The organism is Blastocatellia bacterium (assembly GCA_035275065.1).
GTDB lineage: Bacteria > Acidobacteriota > Blastocatellia > UBA7656 > UBA7656 > DATENM01.
In genome coordinates, this window is the sequence record DATENM010000055.1 from 126,919 (window position 1) to 144,845 (window position 17,927).

The following is a 17,927-nucleotide window of genomic DNA, read 5'->3' on the forward strand; positions in this document are numbered from 1 at the left end:
AACTGACAACTGATTCTATGCGTCTCGGCTCATTTGAACTTCAGATCGTTTCCGACGGTACGATTGCGCTCGATGGCGGCGCGATGTTCGGCGTCGTGCCGCGCCCATTGTGGGAGCGAAAGCTTCCTGCCGACACGCAACACCGCGTGCGAATCGGCTTGAACTGCTTGCTCATCCGCACGGCCGCCGACAACATCCTGATCGATACAGGGATCGGCACGAAGTGGGACGAGCGCTCGCGGTCCCGCTATGGTATCGCGCACGAAACGACGCTGCTTGATGAGTTGGCCAGGCACGGGCTCACCGCCGAAGAGATCACCATCGTCATCAACACACACCTACACTTCGACCACGCCGGCACCAACACCATCGAGCGCGCGGGCCGCATCGTGCCGACCTTTCCACGCGCCCGTTATATTGTGCAGCGCGGCGAATTCGAACATGCCTGCGAGCCGCACGAGCGCGACCGCGCCAGTTACGTCGAGGCGGATTTCGCGCCGGTCTTCGAAGCCGGCCAGCTCGACCTGATTGATGGCGAGACAGAGATCGCGCCGGGCATATCCGTGATTAAAGTCTCTGGTCATAACCGCGATCTGCAATGCGTGAAGATTGAAAGCGAGGGCGAAACGGCGTTCGTCTTTGCCGACCTGATCCCGACGACCGCGCACCTGCCGGCGGCGTGGGTGATGGGGTACGATCTCTACCCGCTTGAATCGGTCGAGCAAAAGAAACGGCTCGTGCCGCAAGCCGTGCGCGAAGGCTGGCTCTGCCATTTTTATCATGATCCGCAGACGCCGCTTGCGCGCCTCGGCGAGCGCGACGGCAAGATTACTTTCACACGGGAGGCTTGAATTGTCACAGGTAAAGATTGGCGTCATCGGCGGCAGCGGCTTGTATCAGATGGCGGCGCTCACCGAGGTAGAAGAAGTGCGAGTGACGACGCCTTACGGCGAGCCGTCGGATGCGTTCATCATCGGCACATTGAACGGCGTGCGCGTCGCCTTCCTGCCGCGCCACGGTCGCGGCCACCGCTTTACGCCCACTGAAGTTCCTTACCGCGCCAACATCTACGGAATGAAGTTGCTCGGCGTCGAACGCATCATCTCGGCCAGCGCCGTAGGCTCGTTGCGCGAAGAATTCAAGCCGATGGACATCGCCTTCCCCGATCAGTTTTTTGACCGTACGCGGCAGCGGCCTTCGACCTTCTTCGGCGATGGCATCGTGGCGCATGTTTCGATGGCGCACCCGGTATGTGGCGACCTGTGTGACACCCTGGAAGCGGCTGCCAGGGCCGAATTGACGGGGATTGATATTCACCGCGGCGGTACTTATCTATGCATGGAAGGGCCGGCGTTCTCGACCGTGGCCGAATCAAACGTCTACCGCTCGTGGGGCATGTCGGTGATCGGCATGACCAACCTTCAAGAAGCCAAGCTGGCGCGCGAGGCCGAGATTTGCTACGCAACAATGGCGCTGGTGACGGATTACGATTGCTGGCACCCTGAGCACGACGCGGTCACTGTCGAGATGATTATCGAATACTTGAATCACAACGCCGAGAACGCGCAGAAGCTAATCGCCGCGGCGGTGGCGCAGTTGGCGACGGCAGAGCGCGCCTGCAAATGCGGCCACTCGCTGCGCCATGCTATCATTACGGCGGCGGACAAGATCACGCCTGTAGCCAGGCAGCGGTTGCAGGCGATCATCGGCAAGTACGTCAGTTGAATCAGGGGTATTGAAGATGTGGGGCATGAAGTTTATGGCCAGAGCACTGATGTCGGTAATGGCGGTAATCCTGTTGGTCGGCGTCGCCGCGGCACAAGGGCCGGCGCGTGGCCCGGTCGAGCCGGCGCGCGACAAAGAGATGGAGATTACCGCCAAGCATAATCTGGTGGTGGCACGCTACTACCTGGAGAAGCGCAAAGCCTACTCAGGGGCGCTCGACCGCTTGCAGGAGATCAGGGAGACCTATGCCGATTTCTCGCGCATGGACGAAGTGCTATTCCTGATGGGCGAAGCGAATTACAAGCTCAATAAGCCAGAGAAAGCCGGTGAGTTTTACAACCTGATGCTCAAAGACTTTCCGAGCAGCGAGTTCGTCAAGCGGGCGCGCGAACGGCTCGCCGAGCTGAACATCAGCCCGGCAACGACGGATGACAAGAAGCCGGCGGACGACAAAAAGCCTTTGTGACGCGGCGCTGGCGGTCATCCGAAACCGATAATACTTAACGAGGTGAAATCATAAATGGCGATTGTGGTCGTGGGGTCGGTAGCGTTTGATTCGCTCAAGACGCCTTTCGGAGAGCGCGAAAAGATTTTAGGTGGGTCGGCGACGTACTTCAGCGTCGCCGCTTCTTTTTTCACCGACGTGCGCGTGGTCGCGGTCGTCGGCGACGATTTCGGCGAGGAAGAAGAAGCCGTCTTCCGCGAGCGCGACGTTGATCTGTCCGACCTGGAGCGGGTTCCGGGACAGAAGTCTTTTTTCTGGAAAGGCGAGTACGGCTTTGACCTCAACGTCGCGAAAACGCTCGACACGCAATTGAATGTCTTCGCCGACTTTCAGCCGAAACTCTCTGCGGCGGCGCGGGCGACGCCTTACCTGTTTCTCGGCAACATTCAGCCGACACTGCAAAAGCAGGTGCGCGAGCAGGTAGATGCCAAGCTGGTCGCCGCCGATACCATGAATTACTGGATTCACAAGACGCCGGACGACCTGCGCGAGATGCTCAAGGTCATTGACGTTTTAATCATCAATGATTCGGAAGCGCGCGAGCTGGCGGGCGAAGCCAACCTGATCCGCGCGGCGCGGGCGATCCTGTCGCTGGGGCCGAAGCGCCTGGTCGTCAAGCGCGGCGAATACGGCGCGGCGATGTTCAGTGGCGGGACTTACTTTGCGACGCCGGCCTACCCGCTCGAAGCCGTCTTCGATCCGACCGGCGCGGGCGACACCTTTGCCGGCGGCTTCATGGGATACCTGGCGGCGGTCAACGCGACCGACGAAGCGGCCATGCGGCAGGCGATCATTTACGGCTCGGTGATGGCGTCGTTCAATGTTGAGCAGTTCGGCTGCGAGCGGACGCGGCGGCTGACTTATGACGAGATCAACGCGCGCTTCCGCGAGCTGAAATCGTATTCGCATTTTGAAGAAGTCGCCATCGGCCCGCGCAGCCACAAGGGCTGACGCGATTAAGACCGCTAAAGCCTCGGACACGGGCAAGCGGCAACAAGTCCGCAATGTGCGGGCTTGCGGCTCGTGGCATTCGGTTTATTTCTTCGCGTCGCTTCGGGGGTAACTTTATTCGGGGAGGCAGGCGTGACACCGTTTCAAGCCGCGCGTCAACGCCGCTTCTTCGCTCATCGCTGTGCGGTCGCAGCGCGATGGCAGGTGCGTCGAGTTATGGTAGAACTGCTGATCGCCGCCGCACGAATAGACCATGCGGACGGGCAGGCGAACCGTCTTTGCTTCAGTCGTCGCCTCGCCGGACGGCACCGTAGCGGTATTGGCGGACGGCGCGCTTTCGCTGTGCCAGCGCGTTAACACTTCATTTTTGAGATAGTTGACGGCTACCCATCCGGCGGCGAGCAGAAACATGAAGGCAGTGAAGGAAATCAGCTTATTGACAACAATCAGCGGGTGGGCACTGCGTAAAGAACTTCGGGCTTGGAGGCTTGCCAAAGTTTACGCTCCTTTCAAGAATCCTGCTATGGTTCTATTGCTTGAAAGCCTGGAAAGTAACATACCCGTAAAGGCGAGTCAAGCGCGAAAAAGGCGATGGCAGGCGGGCTGAAAGGCCGCGGCGGCGTATCCAAGGAGAATGCAAGTGAGGGAAGCAGCATTTACGAAACTGCAAGGCATGGGCAATGACTTCCTGGTTGTCGAGGTTGACGACGTCAGCGCCTTGCCGGATGCCGAAAGGTTAGCCATCGAGATGTGTAACCGCAACTACGGGGCGGGCGCCGACGGCTTGATCTTTGTGGCGGCGACACCGGGCAATGGGGCGGACTTCGATTCGCGCATCTTCAATTCGGACGGCAGCGAAGCCGGCGTCTCCGGCAACGGCACGCGCTGCGTTGCGGCTTATGTTTATTTCAAGCAGCTCTGGCGAGGAGAAGACGTACGCATTCATACTGCCGCAGGGATCAAGCGCGGGCGGCTGGCGGCGCAAGACGGCCATCGCTTTGAGTTTGAATTCGACATGGGCGAGCCGCGCCTGCATAGCGAACAGGTGCCGATGCTGCTCGATTCCCCGCTTGAGCATGTCGTGCGTTACCCGCTACATCTCGGCGGCGACATGATCGAAGTCACCTGCCTGTCTATGGGCAATCCGCAGTGCCTGATCTTCGTGTCAGAGCTGGAGCGCGTTAATCTGGCGGAGCTTGGGCCGCTGCTCGAACATCATCCGGTCTTCCCCGACCGCGCCAATGTCGAATTCATCCGTGTCGTTTCGCGAGACGAAATCGAGATACGCATCTGGGAGCGCGGCGCCGGCCACACCTTGTCGAGCGGCACAGGATCATGCGCCTCGGCGGTCGCCGCTGCTTTGAATGGCTACACGAACCGCGCCGTGCGGGTGCTTACCGAAGGGGGATCGCTGCACGTCGAATGGCGCGACGACAACCGCGTCGCGTTGATCGGCGCAGCGGAAGTCATCTACGAAGGCCGCTGGCTGCGCGCCTGAACAGTCACGAAAGTATTGCGCTGCCGCACGGCAGCGCATATGATAACCGGCGGGTTGTAGTTCGCCTGAAACTGCCTCGCGGGCGCCGAGGCCGACGACTGGGGGAGCGATGGCATTCTGCCCGAATTGCGAAGCGGAGTACAAAGAAGGCATCACGGTCTGTCCGGATTGCCAGGTCGAGCTGGTTGACGAGTTGACGGCGGAGAACCGCGTTCACGACAGCAGCGACGGCGAGCCGGTGCCGCTGCAAACGTTCAAGACCGGCGCCGAAGCCGAAATGGTGCGCGAGCTGCTCAATCAAAACGGCATCCGCTCGTTCGTCGAAGGCGGCGACTTCGCCGTCATCCCCAGCAGCTTCTCGCAAGAAGTCGTGGTCATGGTTGACGAACGCGATCTAACCCGCGCCGTCGAAATCTACAACGCCTACTTCGACGCCGACGAGACTGCCCCTACATCAGAAAACCAGACTGACAGCGAGTAGTTATCCGTTGTCGGTTGCCAGTTTTCAGTGATCAGCCGGGAGAGTTAGCCGCTGTCCCGTTTGCGGTGTCTTCGCGCCGCTCGCAAGACCGATCCTGACAACTGCCAACTGATAACCGACAATGCCCGCTGTCCGAGAGGTTTGTGATGAAGGACATATTTCGCTTCTGCTGCGCACTGCTTACTCTAGCCACCCTGGCCGCCGTCGCCTTCGCGCAAGAAGGCCCGACGCGCGCCGAATTCGAATGCTTATCGTTAAACAGGTCGTCGGGGGTGGCGCTAGCGACGGGCACGCCGTCCGCCGATTCATACCACCACGTCTGGACGCCTGTGCTGACCTACGGCAAGTTCAAATCGCATGGCCTTGAGCTGTTGTACGAAACCCAGGGCAACGGCAGCGAGGTCGTCGTCGTGCTACACGGCGGGCCGGGACTGCCGCACGAGTACTATCACCCGATGCTGTCGAACCTGAGCCGCTATGCCAAGGTCGTCTACTTCGACCGCCGCGCTGACATGGCAAGCCAGAGCGAGCCGCAGCGGGCGGTTCGGGTCGCCGAGATGGCCGACGACGTCGAGGCGTTGCGGCAGGCGCTCGGCGTCGAGCGGGTGACATTGCTCGGCCATAGCTTTGGGACGGCCATCGCTCTCGACTACGCGTTGCGCTACCCCGATCACACACGGCGCTTGATTCTGGTGAGCGGCGCGGCGGCAGTCGAAAATCCCGCCGCGGCCGAGAAACGTCTGGTCGGCGCGCTCTCGCCGGTCGAGATGGAACGCTATCGCAGCGAAGGCGGCACGGATAATGCGAACCCCTGCGAGCGCGTTCGCCGGCGCTATGCGGTTCTCTACCCGCATTATTTTTACAAGCAGATTCCCTACGAGTTCGACCGCGGCTTCTACACGGTTTATTTCGATTCGCTGGCCAGGAAGCTGGCGCTGGCCGACGACAGGCAAGAGCTTGACGTGATGGGCAAGCTGGGCTCGATTAAAGCGCCGGTGCTGGTTGTGGCCGGTCGTCATGATCTGGTCACGACCGTGAAGCAGTCTTACGAGCTGGCGCAAGCGCTGCCGCATTCGCGCTTCGTGGTGCTGGAACACAGCGGCCATTTCCCGATCTTTGAAGAGAACTATCTCTTCACCGAATGGACGCGGCAGTTCATGATCGGCACGGCGTCTTCGGAAAACGTCCGCGTGCTGTCGGCAGCGGCGGCGACGGCGTCTGCGGGCGGCAAACGTTAGCGAATTCCTGTTAGAATTGCTCTTATGATGAGCAATGCGCTGGTCGTTCTGGTCACCGCGCCGAACACTGAAGAAGCCTCGCGCATCGCCGACGCGCTGGTTGGCGCGAGGCTCGCGGCCTGCGTCAACATCCTTGGCGGCATCGAATCGGTCTATCGCTGGGAAGGCCGCATCGCCCGTGACAGCGAAGTGTTGATGATCATCAAGACGACCAGCGAGCGTTACGCCGAGCTTGAAGAGCAAATCAAAGCGCTGCACAGCTACACCACGCCCGAAGTCATCGCCATCCGCATTGAGCGCGGCGCTGAAGCGTACTTGAAGTGGCTCGGCGAATCCGTTTCTTAAAGTGTAGCGATGGCGACTCGCGCTGCTAGTCTAAGTTGACGCGCTTCAGCAGGGCGGCGAATCGCGGGTCCTGGGGATTCAAGACCATCTCCGGCCCGTTCACCCTCGACGCAAAAGGCAAGGCGGCTCAGAACTACAACTTCAGCTTCGGCATCGTCATCCACTAAAACGGCCAGAGGCGGCGCGGCGGGCGTCAGTGCTTGAAGTGACGCATGCCAGTGAAGACCATCGCCACGTCGTGTTCGTTGGCGGCGGCAATCACTTCGTCGTCGCGCACCGAGCCGCCCGGCTGGATAATCGCCGTCACCCCCGCCTTCGCCGCTTCGTCAACGCCGTCGCGGAAGGGGAAGAACGCATCCGACGCCATCACCGTGCCGGCCAGCGGCAGTTGAGCTTTCGTCGCGCCGAGCTTCACCGAATCAACGCGGCTCATCTGCCCCGCGCCGACGCCGACCAGTTGGCCGTCGCGCGCATAAACGATGGCGTTCGATTTGACGTGCTTGGCGATGACCCAGGCGAAGCGCAGGGCGCGCATCTCTTCATCGGTCGGCTGGCGGGCGCTGACGACTCGCGGCTGCGCGTCGTCGAGCGTGCCGCGATCCACGTCCTGCACCAGCAAGCCGCTATCGATCAAGCGCAGGTCATACGGTTTGCGAGATTCCCCACTTTCGTCGAGGCGTATCACGCGCAGGTTCTTTTTTGCGGCGAAGACTTCGAGCGCGCCCCCTTCGTACTCGGGGGCGACGATCACTTCAAAGAAGGTCTCGGCCATGACGCGGGCGGCGTCGGCGGTAAGCCGGCGGTTGAAGGCGACGATGCCGCCAAAGGCCGACACAGGGTCGGTCGCCCGCGCGCGCTCGAAGGCTTCGCGGACATTTTCAGCCGTCGCCGCGCCGCACGGGTTGGTGTGCTTGATGATGGCGCAAGCGGTCTCGTCAAACTCGCGCACCAGCGACCACGCGGCGTCCATGTCAATCAGATTGTTGAACGACAGCTCTTTGCCCTGTAACTGATCGGGCGACTGGCCCGCGCTCCAATTCTTCAGCGAATAGAGCGCGGCGCGCTGGTGCGGGTTTTCGCCATAGCGCAGGTCTGTTTCTTTCTTGGCGAACAGCGCCAGCCGCGCAGGCAACCGCTGCGGCTTCTCGACGCGCAGTTGCTCGTCCGCGGCATCCAGCACGACCGAGCCGACCAGGAATTCAGCGATGGCGGCGTCGTACTGCGCCGTCGTTTCAAACGCCTGGCGCGCCAGTCGCAGCCGCGTCAGGCGCGACACGCGCCCCTCGCCCGCGTCCATTTCGTCGGCGAGGATCGGATAATCCGCCGGGTCAACGACGACGACAACGTCTTCGAAATTCTTTGCCGCCGAGCGAATCATTGATGGCCCGCCGATGTCTATGTTTTCGATGGCGTCTTCGACCGTCACTTCGGCGCGCGCGATGGTTTCGCGGAAGGGGTAGAGGTTGACGACGACCATATCGATGTATTCGATCTGATTGTCAGTGACCTGGCGCTGATGCTCGGCGTTGTCGCGGATGGCCAGTAAGCCGCCGTGAACTTTCGGGTGCAGCGTCTTGACGCGCCCGCCGAGAATTTCGGGAAAGCCCGTCAGGTCGCTCACGTCGCGGACCGCAAGGCCGCCCTTGCGCAGCAGTTGTGCCGTGCCGCCTGTAGATAACAGCTCGATCTGATGGCGCGCCAGCCGCTGCGCGAATTCAATCAACCCCGTCTTGTCTGAAACACTGATGAGTGCGCGTTTGATTTTCGTCAATGCCATAACCTTTCCGTCGGATGCCCACGCGCCTACGATAGCACAGCGAATTCGCTGGTCACAACGAAGCGCAAAGTGGCTGCTGGCGGCTCATTTCGTTGACTGATCCTGCGAGGATTCGCTCTCCGCCAGCCATTCGCGCGTCAGTTGGTTTTTGTAATCATAGCCACTGCGGCGCCCTTCCCATCGGGCGATTAGATAGAGCGCCGTGCCGACGCCAATCCACAACAGCAGCAATTGCCAGATGGCCACGCCGCCCGATTGCCGGCGCTCGCTGATGTCTCGACTGATGACCATAAACGTCAGGTAGCCCATCGAAATCACCGAGATCAGACCGAACGTCACCAGCAGCCAGGGCCGCAGCTTGACCTGCGCCGTGTCATAGAGTTTAGGCCGAATGAACGGCAGCGCCGCCATCGCGGCGCTGTGCAAGGCGTACAACAAAAAGATCGCCACCAGCGAGATGTTCAGCACGTAGCTCAACTGCTTCGTCCACAGCAGCACGAGCGCAACCGTGGTGTTGATGACCAGGCTCACCCACGGCGTACGCGAGCGCCGGCCGACGCGCGCGAACCAGCGCGGCGCCATGCGGTCTTCGCCAAACACGTAGAGGATGCGCGCCGGCACGAACAGCGAGCCATTGATTGAAGTCGTGAACGCCATGATCGCGCCGAGCGCCACGACCGCGCCGCCCCAGCGCGGCAAGAAGCGGTGTGCCGCGTCGGCCATCGCGTAATCCGACCGCGCCAGCTCCTGGTAAGGCACGACGCCGAAGGCGACCAGCGACATCAAACAGAAGATCAGCATCGAGATCAGAATGCCGTTGATAAAGACGGCGGGGAGCGCCCGCCGCGCCTCGCGGGTTTCGCCCGCGGTTTGCGCCAGGCTCTCGAATCCCGCGTAAGAGAAGAACAGCGGCGGCAGCGCCGCCAGAAAGCCTCTGTCGCCATCGGCGGTCGCCGTCGCCCAGAAGCCATAAGGAAAGAGCGGCGAGAAGTTCTTCCACTGAATCGCAAACAGTCCCGGCACGACAAGTATCGCCACGGCGATCATCAACAGAATGAACATCGCCGTCTGCAACCAGCCATAGAACTTGACGCCGAGCAGATTGAAGACGAAGAAGAACAACATGGTCGCCGTAGCGATTGCCGCTTCTCCGAGACTCGGCCCGCTCGCGTAGGCCGCCTTCAATCGCTCGCCGAACGGCAGCCAGGCGGCGAACCAGTCGTCCATGCCGGGGTAGAAGAATTTCAAGTACTGGCCGAGCGAGGTCGCCAGCACGACCAGCGCGCCGATGTAGGCCAGCCACTTCAGCCATAGCGCCAGATAGCCGATGTAGTACTGTTGCAACGTCCGCGAGATGTGCAGGTAGGCGTCGCCCGGGCGCACGCCGAGCGGCGTTGATAGGTAGACCGAATAGGCAACCGCCGTGGTTAAGATCACCGGCGCCAGCACCAGGTAGGCGAGCGGCACTGACGGCCCGGCCACCGCGCCCAACCGGCCCGTGACGACGAAGATGCCAGAGCCGATCAGCACGCCGATGATCGTCGCGTAGCTTTCCAGCGTCGTCAGGTCGCGTTTCAGTTCGGGCTCGTGCGGCGGCTCTGCGCTTGCTGTGGTCAATGATTGATCTCCCCTCGAAAGATTCGCCCAAGACTATCGGATATGAACGGGCTTGGCAAACGGCTGCTTCCTGGGAGCGCGGGCGTCCCGCCCGCCACTTATGCTTGCGAAACCATGCGGGCAAGCTGCCTGCGCTCCCAGGCGCTCGCGCCATGCCTTGCGCTTCGCGGGTTGACTTCGCCAAAAGGCAGTAGCAGTATGGCAGCGGCACAACGCGTCGCCGCCATTCCCGCTTCGGAGTTACTTTCATGAACAGCCTTATGAAAAAGCTCAACGCTTCGCTTCTCGCTCTATGCTTGATGTTGCCGGCGCTCGCCGTCGCCCAGACCAACGCGCGGAATCAACCGCCAGCTCAGGACAAGCCATTGCGCTTGCGGGCCGACGAAGTGATCGTTGACGCGGTGGTGCTGGATAAGAAGAATCGCTCGGCCAAAGACCTGACGCTGGACGACTTTGAAATTTACGAAGACGGGGTTAAGCAGAAGCCGCTCTCCTTCCGCTTCGAATCGAACGCCGCGGCGACGCAGACGGCCACCGCAGGGGCGACCGCGGCCGCCGACCCGGCGAAAACCTTCAACCTCGTCTCGCTCGTCTTTGACGCACAGACCACCCGCGATGGCGCGCTCAGGGCGCGCAAGGCGGCGCTCGATTTCATTGATACGGGGATGCAGGCGAACGATTATGTCGCGGTCTTCGGCGTCGATCTTGGCTTGTTGCTGCTCGCGCCTTACACGAACGACAAGGCGGCGTTGCGCGAGGCCGTCGAAGCCTTTACGTCACGCGAGTCCAAGAAGTACACGGCGGTGGCGGCGCAGGCGCGCAGCCGCTTAGAGAGTCTGGTCGAGCCGCTCTCGGACGCGGTCAAGTTATATCTCGCCGATCAGGGAAGAGACATCGATTCATTGCCGGTGCTGGATAATCTTGATACCAAGAGTGGCACAAGCTCCATTGATCCGTTCAAGGTATTGCTGTCGTCAATCAATCTCTCAGGGCTTCGGACGCTGCGCACCTTCGAGCGCTACGAGCGCGAGTTTCAGGGGTGGCGCTCGGTGGCGGCGCTGCTGGCGATTATCAACGGCCAGAAAGGCGTGCGCGCGGCGCGCAAGACGATGTTCTACTTTTCCGAAGGCTTCGCCGTCACCCCTGCCGTTGAAGAGCAGTTCAAGTCGGTCATCAGCGCCGCCAACACCGGCGGCGTGACCATCTATTCAATCGACATCGCCGGCCTGCGCGTCGAGAACCCGAACGCCCAAGCGGCGCTCGAACACGACGCCATCGGCCAGGGGCGATTGCGCAACGCTAACCCCGAGCTGGTGCAGAACGGCGTGTCGGCGCTGGGCCGCACCGAAGAGGCGGCGCGCATTAACACGCTCACCGTGCTGGACGAGCTATCGGAAGACACCGGCGGGTCTGTCGTCAAAAACACCAATGATGTGACCGAGGGGCTGCGGCGCATCCTCGACGAGCTGGGCAATCACTACGTCCTCACCTACCTGCCATCGAACGTGAACTACGACGGCAAATTTCGGCGCATCGCGGTGAAGCTGACGCGCCAGGGCGAATACAAAGTGCGGGCGCGGCGCGGTTACTACGGGCTGCGCTCGCTCGACGACGCGCCGGTGCTGGCGTATGAAGCGCCGCTGTTCGAGCGGCTCAACGCCACGTCGGCGGTGCGTGACTTCCCGCTCTACGCGCAGGCACTGCACTTCCGCGGCGCCAGCGGCGCGCGTCAGGTGGCGGTCTACGTCGAGTTCCCGGTCGCCGCGCTACAGTTCGAGGTTAATGATAAAGCGAAAACTTTCTCGTCGCGCTTCGCCCTGCTCGCCCTGATCAAGAATCAAGAAAATGAAGTCGTCCGCAAGCTCGGCCAGGAGTTCACCTTGCGCGGCCCGGTCACGCAGCTCGAAGAGGTCAAGAAGCGCCCGCAGATGTACAACCGCCTCGTGCTGCTCGCCCCCGGCAAGTACACGCTCGAAGCCGTCGCGCAGGACGCTGCTTCAGGCAAGGCGTCGGCCTTGCGCATGCCGTTTGAAGTGCCCGAAGTCAAAGAGCAGGAAATGCGGATGTCGAGCGTCGTCTTGAGCCAGGGCGTCAACCCACTGACCGAAGAACAGAAGAAGCAGAGCACCGGTCATCCGCTCTACCTCGAAGGCCAGGCGTACTTCGTCCCCAACGTCAAACAGGCGTTCAGCCAGTCGCGGGACAAAAACCTGTTGATCCACTTCAACGTCTACCTGCCGGCGAACGCGGCGACGAAGGTCAGCGCGACGCTGACGTTTCTGAGCAAAGGGCAGGTCTACACACAGGCCGACGGCACCTTGCCCGAGGCTGACGCCACGGGCCGCATCGCCTACGCGACATCGTTCGGCACAGACAATTTCCCGCCGGGCGATTACGAGCTGCGCGTCACGGTAAGCGATGGCGCGCGCCGCGTCTCGTCAACCGCCGCCTTTACGGTCGAGCCATAAGCTCGGTTCATGATCCCCAAAAAAATGGGGACGCCGCTCTGGCGTCCCCAAAAAGTTCATGCTTTGGTAAGCGATCAGAATTCGTAGCGCAAGCCGAACTGCATGACGCGCGGCGAGCTCAGCACGGTATTGTACTTGCCGAAGGTCGCGCGCGAGTCAAGGTCGCCAGTCGCTGCGAATGGATCGAAGCTGACCGAGTTCGTGACGTTGAAGACCTCCCAGCGGAATTGCAGCCGGTGAGTCTCTTTGTAGGGCATGCGCCACGATTTCGCCAGGCCCAGGTCGAGCGAGAAGTAGCCGTCGCCGCGAATGTTGTTGCGGTTGCCGACGCCGCCCGGCAGCGTGTGCTCGAAGGCCGCGTACGCTGCCTCCGGATTACTGAAGAGGTTCGGCCCGCCCTTGCCATCCGGCGTAATCACGTTCTTGAAAACGCCTGCCTGGCCGAACGACCCGGTCTGCGTCGCCGCCCCTGTGAACTCCCAGTTGGTCGGGAAGTAGAAGCCGTTGCCGATGTAGGTCGGCAGCCCCGACGTGACGCGGTAGATGCCCGACAACTGCCAGCCCCCTGCGACCGCGTCCACCCAGCCGGGCGAATCCTTGAGGTAGGCGCGGCCACGGCCAAACGGCAGCTCCCAGATGCCATTGACGTTGAGCTGGTGCGTCATGTCAAAGTCGCTGACGCTCTTGCGGGCGCGCGGCGACCACGAGTTCCACACCGAGCCGGATTTCAAGCCATTGCGCTCAATCGTTGAAGCAATGTCCTCGCTCTTGCTGTAGGTGTAGTTGAAGTCGAACTGGTAGCCGTGCGTGAAGCGCTTGCGCAGGAGCACCTGTAGCGCATGGTAATTCGTCGGCATCTGCGACCGCAGCGCATTCAGATTCGAGAACTGCTTATTGAAGAACGCATACGGCCCATACTTTGAGCACGGGTCGCAGAACACGTCGAGTTCCGAAAGCGCTGTCGTGTAGTCCCACCCGAAGCCCGTTGTCGCCGAGTAGTAGTCCTGGTAGATGACCTGTGTAGCGGTCAGGCCACCATCGGCATAGCCAGGGAAGATGTTCTCCCAGAAGGGAATCTTCGGGACTTTGTTGACCGGCGTGCCGGCGAAGTCGAGCCGGGCGAGGGCCTGCGCCGCCGTGAAGTAGTCCATGCCGGAGGCAGGGTCTACGAGGTTGAGCGGCATGGCAAGGTCGTAGTTAATTAGCACGTGCCGCGCCAGGCGTCCGACGTAGGCCGCTTCGAGCACGAGATTACCCGGCAGCTCGCGCGCAATCGAGAAGTTGATCGTCTGCGAGTACGGCGTCACCAGGTTATCGTCAATGGCGTCGGTGATCGCGAAGCCGCCCTTGTCGGCACCCTGCGGGAAGGTCACGGGGAAGGAGCCGAAGCCCTGCACAGGCAGCAGGATCGATGACGGAATCGAGGTCAAGCCAGTGAAGCGCGGCGAGGTCGAAACGCTCAGCCCGCCGGCGGCGTTGGTCACAGAGGTCTGCAAGCCGAACGACAGTGTGCCGCCGTCCGCGTTGGTCGCCAGCGCTCCGCCGATGCGGTCAAAGACCATGCTGTAGCCACCACGGATGGCCATCTTGCCGCTCTCGCCACCGGTCAGCCATTTGAGGAAGCGCATGTTAGTCTTCGGCGACCAGGCGAAGGCCAGGCGCGGCGCGAAGTTGTTCTTGTCCCAACCATAGAAGCCGCTGCGGCCATTCTCAGGGCCGGCCAGCACGAACGAGATGGGCGGCGCCGATTTATTATCCGGCACGCCCTGCAACATCGCGCCGCCGCGCACGTCGAACCACTCGCCGAGCGGGCGGTCGGGGGAGACTTGCAGGCCGCGCGTCTCCCAGGGCGGCGAGTAGAGCGAGTAGCGCAGCCCCGCCGTCACCGTCAGGTTCGACTTCACGTGCCAGCTATCCTGCCCATACCACTCGTACTCGTCTGCACCGTAGCGGCGCTTGATCGGCGCGCCTTCGGGCAGCACGAACAGTTTGTCGCCATCGCGGTCCAGGTTGTAGCGCGCTGTGCCCTGATCCACCAACCCCAGCAGGGCTGCCATCGCATGGTCAGCGGCAGTGTCTGCGAGCAGCGGCGGACGCAGTGGTCGCGCAGATGTCAGCCAGGCTTTGTTGGTGGTGGCCGAGCTGTAGGAGTTGGCGAAGTTGATGCGCTCGTTCCTGATCCAGCGGACGTTGGTGCCGAATTGCAGCGTGTGATCGCCCTTGACCCAGGCCAGATCGTCTGTGACGTTCCAGACCGGCGTAAAGCGCGTCAGGCTGCGGGGGGCGGGGATCAGGTCGTCCAAGGTGCGGAAGCTGACGAGCCGCGAGTTGCTGAGCGGCGATGAGCCGGCCTGCTCGAACCCCAGCCGCGTGTAGCCAACGTGGAAGACGTTGATGAGGTTCTGCGACAGCGAGGCGTTGTAGCCGACGGCGAAGCCTTTGTTGGTGGTCAGGTTGGTGAAGCGCGCCGACTGCCCGGGGAACTGCTGCGTCGAGTTGTCCTTGTCGTTTTGCAGGTTGCCGCGCCAGAAGAGGGTCTGCTTGCCGTCCTTCGTCAAATTGTAATCCATGCGCGCGATGTAGGTGTTCCATCTCAGATGGACCGGCGAATTGAAACGGAAGCCGGCGGTGTTCAATCCGTCGCCGACCGTATTGTCGTTCGGCGCGGGGTATTGATTGAAGACGGCCAGCACCGCCGGGTTTGGCCCGATGTGCAGCGGGTCGAGCGCCTTGACGCCGGCGGCGTCGAGCTTGGCAATCTCCTTCGGCGGGTTCGGGTCCGAGGCCGTCGGCGGGCGCACGAAGCGCAGGAAGGTGTAGGTGCCTTTGCGCAGGTCGAGGCTCGGCACGGTGCGCACGACAGACTCTTCGCGGGCGTCGCGGCGGCCTTCGTAGTTCAAGAAGAAGAACAGCCGATCTTTAATGGCCGGCCCGCCCAGGCTCGTGCCGAAGACGTTCCTGAGCAGCTTCGGCACAGGCGCTTTCTGGTCGCCGACGTTCGCCTGGTGGGCCAGCACCGCCGGGTCGTCCGGCCCGTAGACGCCGGTGGCGTTGTTGAAGAAGTTGTTGGCCGAAAAGATGGTGTTGCGGTGGAATTCATAGGCCGAGCCGTGCCAGTTATTGCTGCCGCTCTTGGTGACGAGGCTGACCTGTGCGCCGCTCGAACGCCCCTGATCGGCATTCGGGTTGGTGGTGACGACGCGGAACTCCTGCACCGAGTCGAGGGTGACGCGCAGGACGCTGTTGAAGGCTTGGCCGGTCTGCTGGTCGTTGACGTCGACGCCGTCGAGCGTGATGTTGGCCTGGTCGGATTTGCCGCCGTTGACCGAGCCGTTGCGATAATCGGTCGTCCCGCCATCGGCGCTGACGTTGCCGATGAAGGTGACGCCGGGCTGCAAGCTGAGCAGGCCGGCGACGTTGCGGCCTTCGAGCGGCAGCTGGCGAATCTGCGTCTGATTGAAGGTGTTGCCGATGGTCGCGTCCGTCGTGTTGAGCTGGACTTCGTTGCCGCTGCCGGTGACGTTCACCACTTCGGTGACCGCGCCGACTTCGAGTTGCAGGTTGATTACCTTCGGCGTGGCGACGAGCAACTGTACGTCGTTCTGCTCGGCGGCCTTGAAGCCTTTGGCTTCGAGGCGCATCGTGTAGGTGCCCGGCGGCACCTGATTGAAGCTAAAGATGCCGTCGTCGTTGGTCTTGGTATTGCGCGTCACACCCGTAGCCGGATTGGTCAGAGTAACGCTTGCTCCCGGAATCACCTTGCCCGTGGGGTCTGTGACCTGACCGGAAAGCCCGCTGGTATCCTGCGCGCGGACGATCATGCTGGCCGCCAGGATAAAGACTAAGGCCAGCACTATGAGTTGATCGAGCCGCTGTGTCATCCTCCTTCCAAGCATAAACCCTCCATTTTGTAGTCGTCTGACAGGTGAGCCTGAGTCAGAGTCGTTAATTGATCAAGCAACCGCTTGCGGATGGGTGGAAGGGCTCCCGCCCCGGCGACAAGCCGCCTCATGCCGCATGCGAGACGCGGGCACTAAACTGTACGGGAATGACGAGTCTGACGCCCGTCTTGGCGTGCACGCCTTAGCAACCTTCGGATTACCGGATCTGTCCTGGGTGAAACTTGAGTGATGCAACGCCATCTTACGCGCCGTGCCAAACCCAGTCAATAGGGAACGGCGCGCCGCGCCAATCTGGTATTCCAGTTGCTCCTATTAGTATTGGCAGCCGCTTTTTGCACGGTTGCCGGTCAGCAACAAACATTTGGAAGGACAGAGGGAGGAAAACATGGATCCATTTACATTGCTGAAGCAAGACCACGAAACGGTTTCCGTCATCTTTGAAAAACTTGAGCCGACGACCGAACGCGCCCTCAAGACGCGCGAGGAGTTGTTCGCCCGGCTGAAAACCGAACTGGAAGCCCACACGCGGATCGAAGAGCAAATCTTTTATCCCGCGCTCAAAGAGGAGGACGAGACGCGCGACATCACGCTCGAAGGCATCGAAGAGCATAACGTCGTCAAGACGCTGCTCACGGAGATGGAGGCGATGTCGGTTGATAGCGAGCAGTGGACGGCCAAGCTCGCCGTCTTGAAAGAAAACGTCGAGCATCACGTCGAAGAGGAAGAAGGCGAGATGTTCCCGAAAGCCCGCAAGGCGCTGCCGAAGGAAAAGCTCGAAGCCTTAGGCGAGCGCATCGAAGCGGCTAAAAAGCAAAACGCGGCAACCACCAGGGGATGAGCCGCCGTTGGTAAGGGGCCGGCGCCATCAAGCCGGCCCGCTTAACTGCTCCCACCGCTCTTTGAGGTCATTCAACAGGCGGCGGTAGCGGCGACGTGGTATACTGGTCGCGAAAGGAATTCCGCGATGGGCGAGATCATTATCAAGATTCCGCAGCCGGAACGTCGCGAGTTTCAAATCGACGACGAAGAGTTCGTCCGTCACATCGTCGCCTCTCTAGAGGCCGCGACGGATGCCGCGGGCAATCCTTCCGCCAACGACTCAGTAGATGTGGTCGGCATCTGGAAAGATCATGAAGGCATTGCAGACCCCATCGAGCTCGCGCGCAAGCTGAGGAAGGAAGCGTGGACAAGGTCATAGTCGACACCAACGTGTTCGCTGCCATCTTCGGCGGTGACGCGGCCCTGAAAGTCGCCGTTGACCTGTACGATAAAGCCATCAACACGATCATCTATCTCGAACTCATTCAAGGCTCGAAGAGCAAAGCTGAAGTCCAGCACGTTGAAAAATACCTGCAATACTTCGCGCTTCTTGCGACGTTCAGGAATCACACCGCGCGATTGACTTAGTGCGAACCTACTC

16 protein-coding genes are annotated in these 17,927 nt (G+C 61.3%); 12 read left to right on the plus strand and 4 right to left on the minus strand.

Annotated features, from left to right (window positions below; genetic code table 11):
• The first annotated feature begins 17 nt into the window (after nucleotides 1-17).
• From VJ464_13155 to VJ464_13170, 4 genes are read left to right on the plus strand one after another with little or no spacing between them, the layout of a single operon-like run.
• Nucleotides 18-851, plus strand: a complete 834-nt coding sequence (locus VJ464_13155; GenBank protein ID HKQ06077.1) for an MBL fold metallo-hydrolase — start codon at nucleotides 18-20, stop codon at nucleotides 849-851.
• A 1-nt stretch (nucleotide 852) separates the two neighbouring features.
• Nucleotides 853-1,725, plus strand: a complete 873-nt coding sequence (locus VJ464_13160) for an S-methyl-5'-thioadenosine phosphorylase (GenBank protein HKQ06078.1) — start codon at nucleotides 853-855, stop codon at nucleotides 1,723-1,725.
• A 34-nt stretch (nucleotides 1,726-1,759) separates the two neighbouring features.
• Nucleotides 1,760-2,191: an outer membrane protein assembly factor BamD gene (gene bamD / locus VJ464_13165; protein ID HKQ06079.1), complete on the plus strand. Its 432-nt coding sequence runs from the start codon at nucleotides 1,760-1,762 to the stop codon at nucleotides 2,189-2,191.
• Nucleotides 2,192-2,245: 54 nt separating this feature from the next.
• Nucleotides 2,246-3,181, plus strand: a complete 936-nt coding sequence (locus VJ464_13170; GenBank protein HKQ06080.1) for a PfkB family carbohydrate kinase — start codon at nucleotides 2,246-2,248, stop codon at nucleotides 3,179-3,181.
• 114 nt (nucleotides 3,182-3,295) lie between these two features.
• On the opposite strand, the gene VJ464_13175 is transcribed toward VJ464_13170, so the two are convergent.
• Nucleotides 3,296-3,676: a hypothetical protein gene (locus tag VJ464_13175; protein ID HKQ06081.1), complete on the minus strand. Its 381-nt coding sequence runs from the start codon at nucleotides 3,674-3,676 to the stop codon at nucleotides 3,296-3,298.
• Nucleotides 3,677-3,821: 145 nt separating this feature from the next.
• Between VJ464_13175 and dapF the strand changes: the two genes are divergently transcribed.
• The 4 genes from dapF to cutA all read left to right on the plus strand — a co-directional run bounded on the left by dapF (nucleotide 3,822) and on the right by cutA (nucleotide 6,743).
• Entirely contained in the window at nucleotides 3,822-4,679 is an 858-nt protein-coding gene (gene dapF / locus VJ464_13180) for a diaminopimelate epimerase (GenBank protein HKQ06082.1), read from the plus strand.
• 109 nt (nucleotides 4,680-4,788) lie between these two features.
• Nucleotides 4,789-5,160 carry a DUF2007 domain-containing protein gene (locus VJ464_13185; protein HKQ06083.1) on the plus strand — a complete coding sequence of 124 codons (372 nt, stop codon included), beginning with the start codon at nucleotides 4,789-4,791 and terminating at the stop codon, nucleotides 5,158-5,160.
• A 146-nt stretch (nucleotides 5,161-5,306) separates the two neighbouring features.
• Nucleotides 5,307-6,398 carry an alpha/beta hydrolase gene (locus VJ464_13190; GenBank protein ID HKQ06084.1) on the plus strand — a complete coding sequence of 364 codons (1,092 nt, stop codon included), beginning with the start codon at nucleotides 5,307-5,309 and terminating at the stop codon, nucleotides 6,396-6,398.
• Between the two features lie 24 nt (nucleotides 6,399-6,422).
• Nucleotides 6,423-6,743, plus strand: a complete 321-nt coding sequence (gene cutA / locus VJ464_13195; protein HKQ06085.1) for a divalent-cation tolerance protein CutA — start codon at nucleotides 6,423-6,425, stop codon at nucleotides 6,741-6,743.
• Between the two features lie 193 nt (nucleotides 6,744-6,936).
• Here cutA and purH read toward each other — a convergent pair whose 3' ends face one another.
• On the minus strand, nucleotides 6,937-8,520 hold the full coding sequence (gene purH / locus VJ464_13200) for a bifunctional phosphoribosylaminoimidazolecarboxamide formyltransferase/IMP cyclohydrolase (GenBank protein HKQ06086.1): 1,584 nt from the start codon (nucleotides 8,518-8,520) through the stop codon (nucleotides 6,937-6,939).
• An 84-nt stretch (nucleotides 8,521-8,604) separates the two neighbouring features.
• Nucleotides 8,605-10,137, minus strand: a complete 1,533-nt coding sequence (locus tag VJ464_13205; GenBank protein ID HKQ06087.1) for an APC family permease — start codon at nucleotides 10,135-10,137, stop codon at nucleotides 8,605-8,607.
• A gap of 260 nt (nucleotides 10,138-10,397) precedes the next feature.
• On the opposite strand from VJ464_13205, the gene VJ464_13210 reads away from it, so the two are divergent.
• Complete coding sequence (locus tag VJ464_13210; protein ID HKQ06088.1) at nucleotides 10,398-12,605, plus strand: VWA domain-containing protein; 2,208 nt, start codon at nucleotides 10,398-10,400, stop codon at nucleotides 12,603-12,605.
• 74 nt (nucleotides 12,606-12,679) lie between these two features.
• On the opposite strand, the gene VJ464_13215 is transcribed toward VJ464_13210, so the two are convergent.
• Nucleotides 12,680-16,501 carry a carboxypeptidase regulatory-like domain-containing protein gene (locus tag VJ464_13215; protein HKQ06089.1) on the minus strand — a complete coding sequence of 1,274 codons (3,822 nt, stop codon included), beginning with the start codon at nucleotides 16,499-16,501 and terminating at the stop codon, nucleotides 12,680-12,682.
• Between the two features lie 391 nt (nucleotides 16,502-16,892).
• Between VJ464_13215 and VJ464_13220 the strand changes: the two genes are divergently transcribed.
• From VJ464_13220 to VJ464_13230, 3 genes are all read left to right on the plus strand, one after another.
• Nucleotides 16,893-17,345 (plus strand): hemerythrin domain-containing protein, encoded by a 453-nt coding sequence (locus VJ464_13220; protein HKQ06090.1) that lies wholly within the window; start codon nucleotides 16,893-16,895, stop codon nucleotides 17,343-17,345.
• A 126-nt stretch (nucleotides 17,346-17,471) separates the two neighbouring features.
• Nucleotides 17,472-17,705: a hypothetical protein gene (locus VJ464_13225; GenBank protein HKQ06091.1), complete on the plus strand. Its 234-nt coding sequence runs from the start codon at nucleotides 17,472-17,474 to the stop codon at nucleotides 17,703-17,705.
• Entirely contained in the window at nucleotides 17,690-17,914 is a 225-nt protein-coding gene (locus VJ464_13230) for a hypothetical protein (protein HKQ06092.1), read from the plus strand. The genes VJ464_13225 and VJ464_13230 overlap by 16 nt, the downstream gene beginning before the upstream one ends.
• The last annotated feature ends 13 nt before the right edge of the window (nucleotides 17,915-17,927 follow it).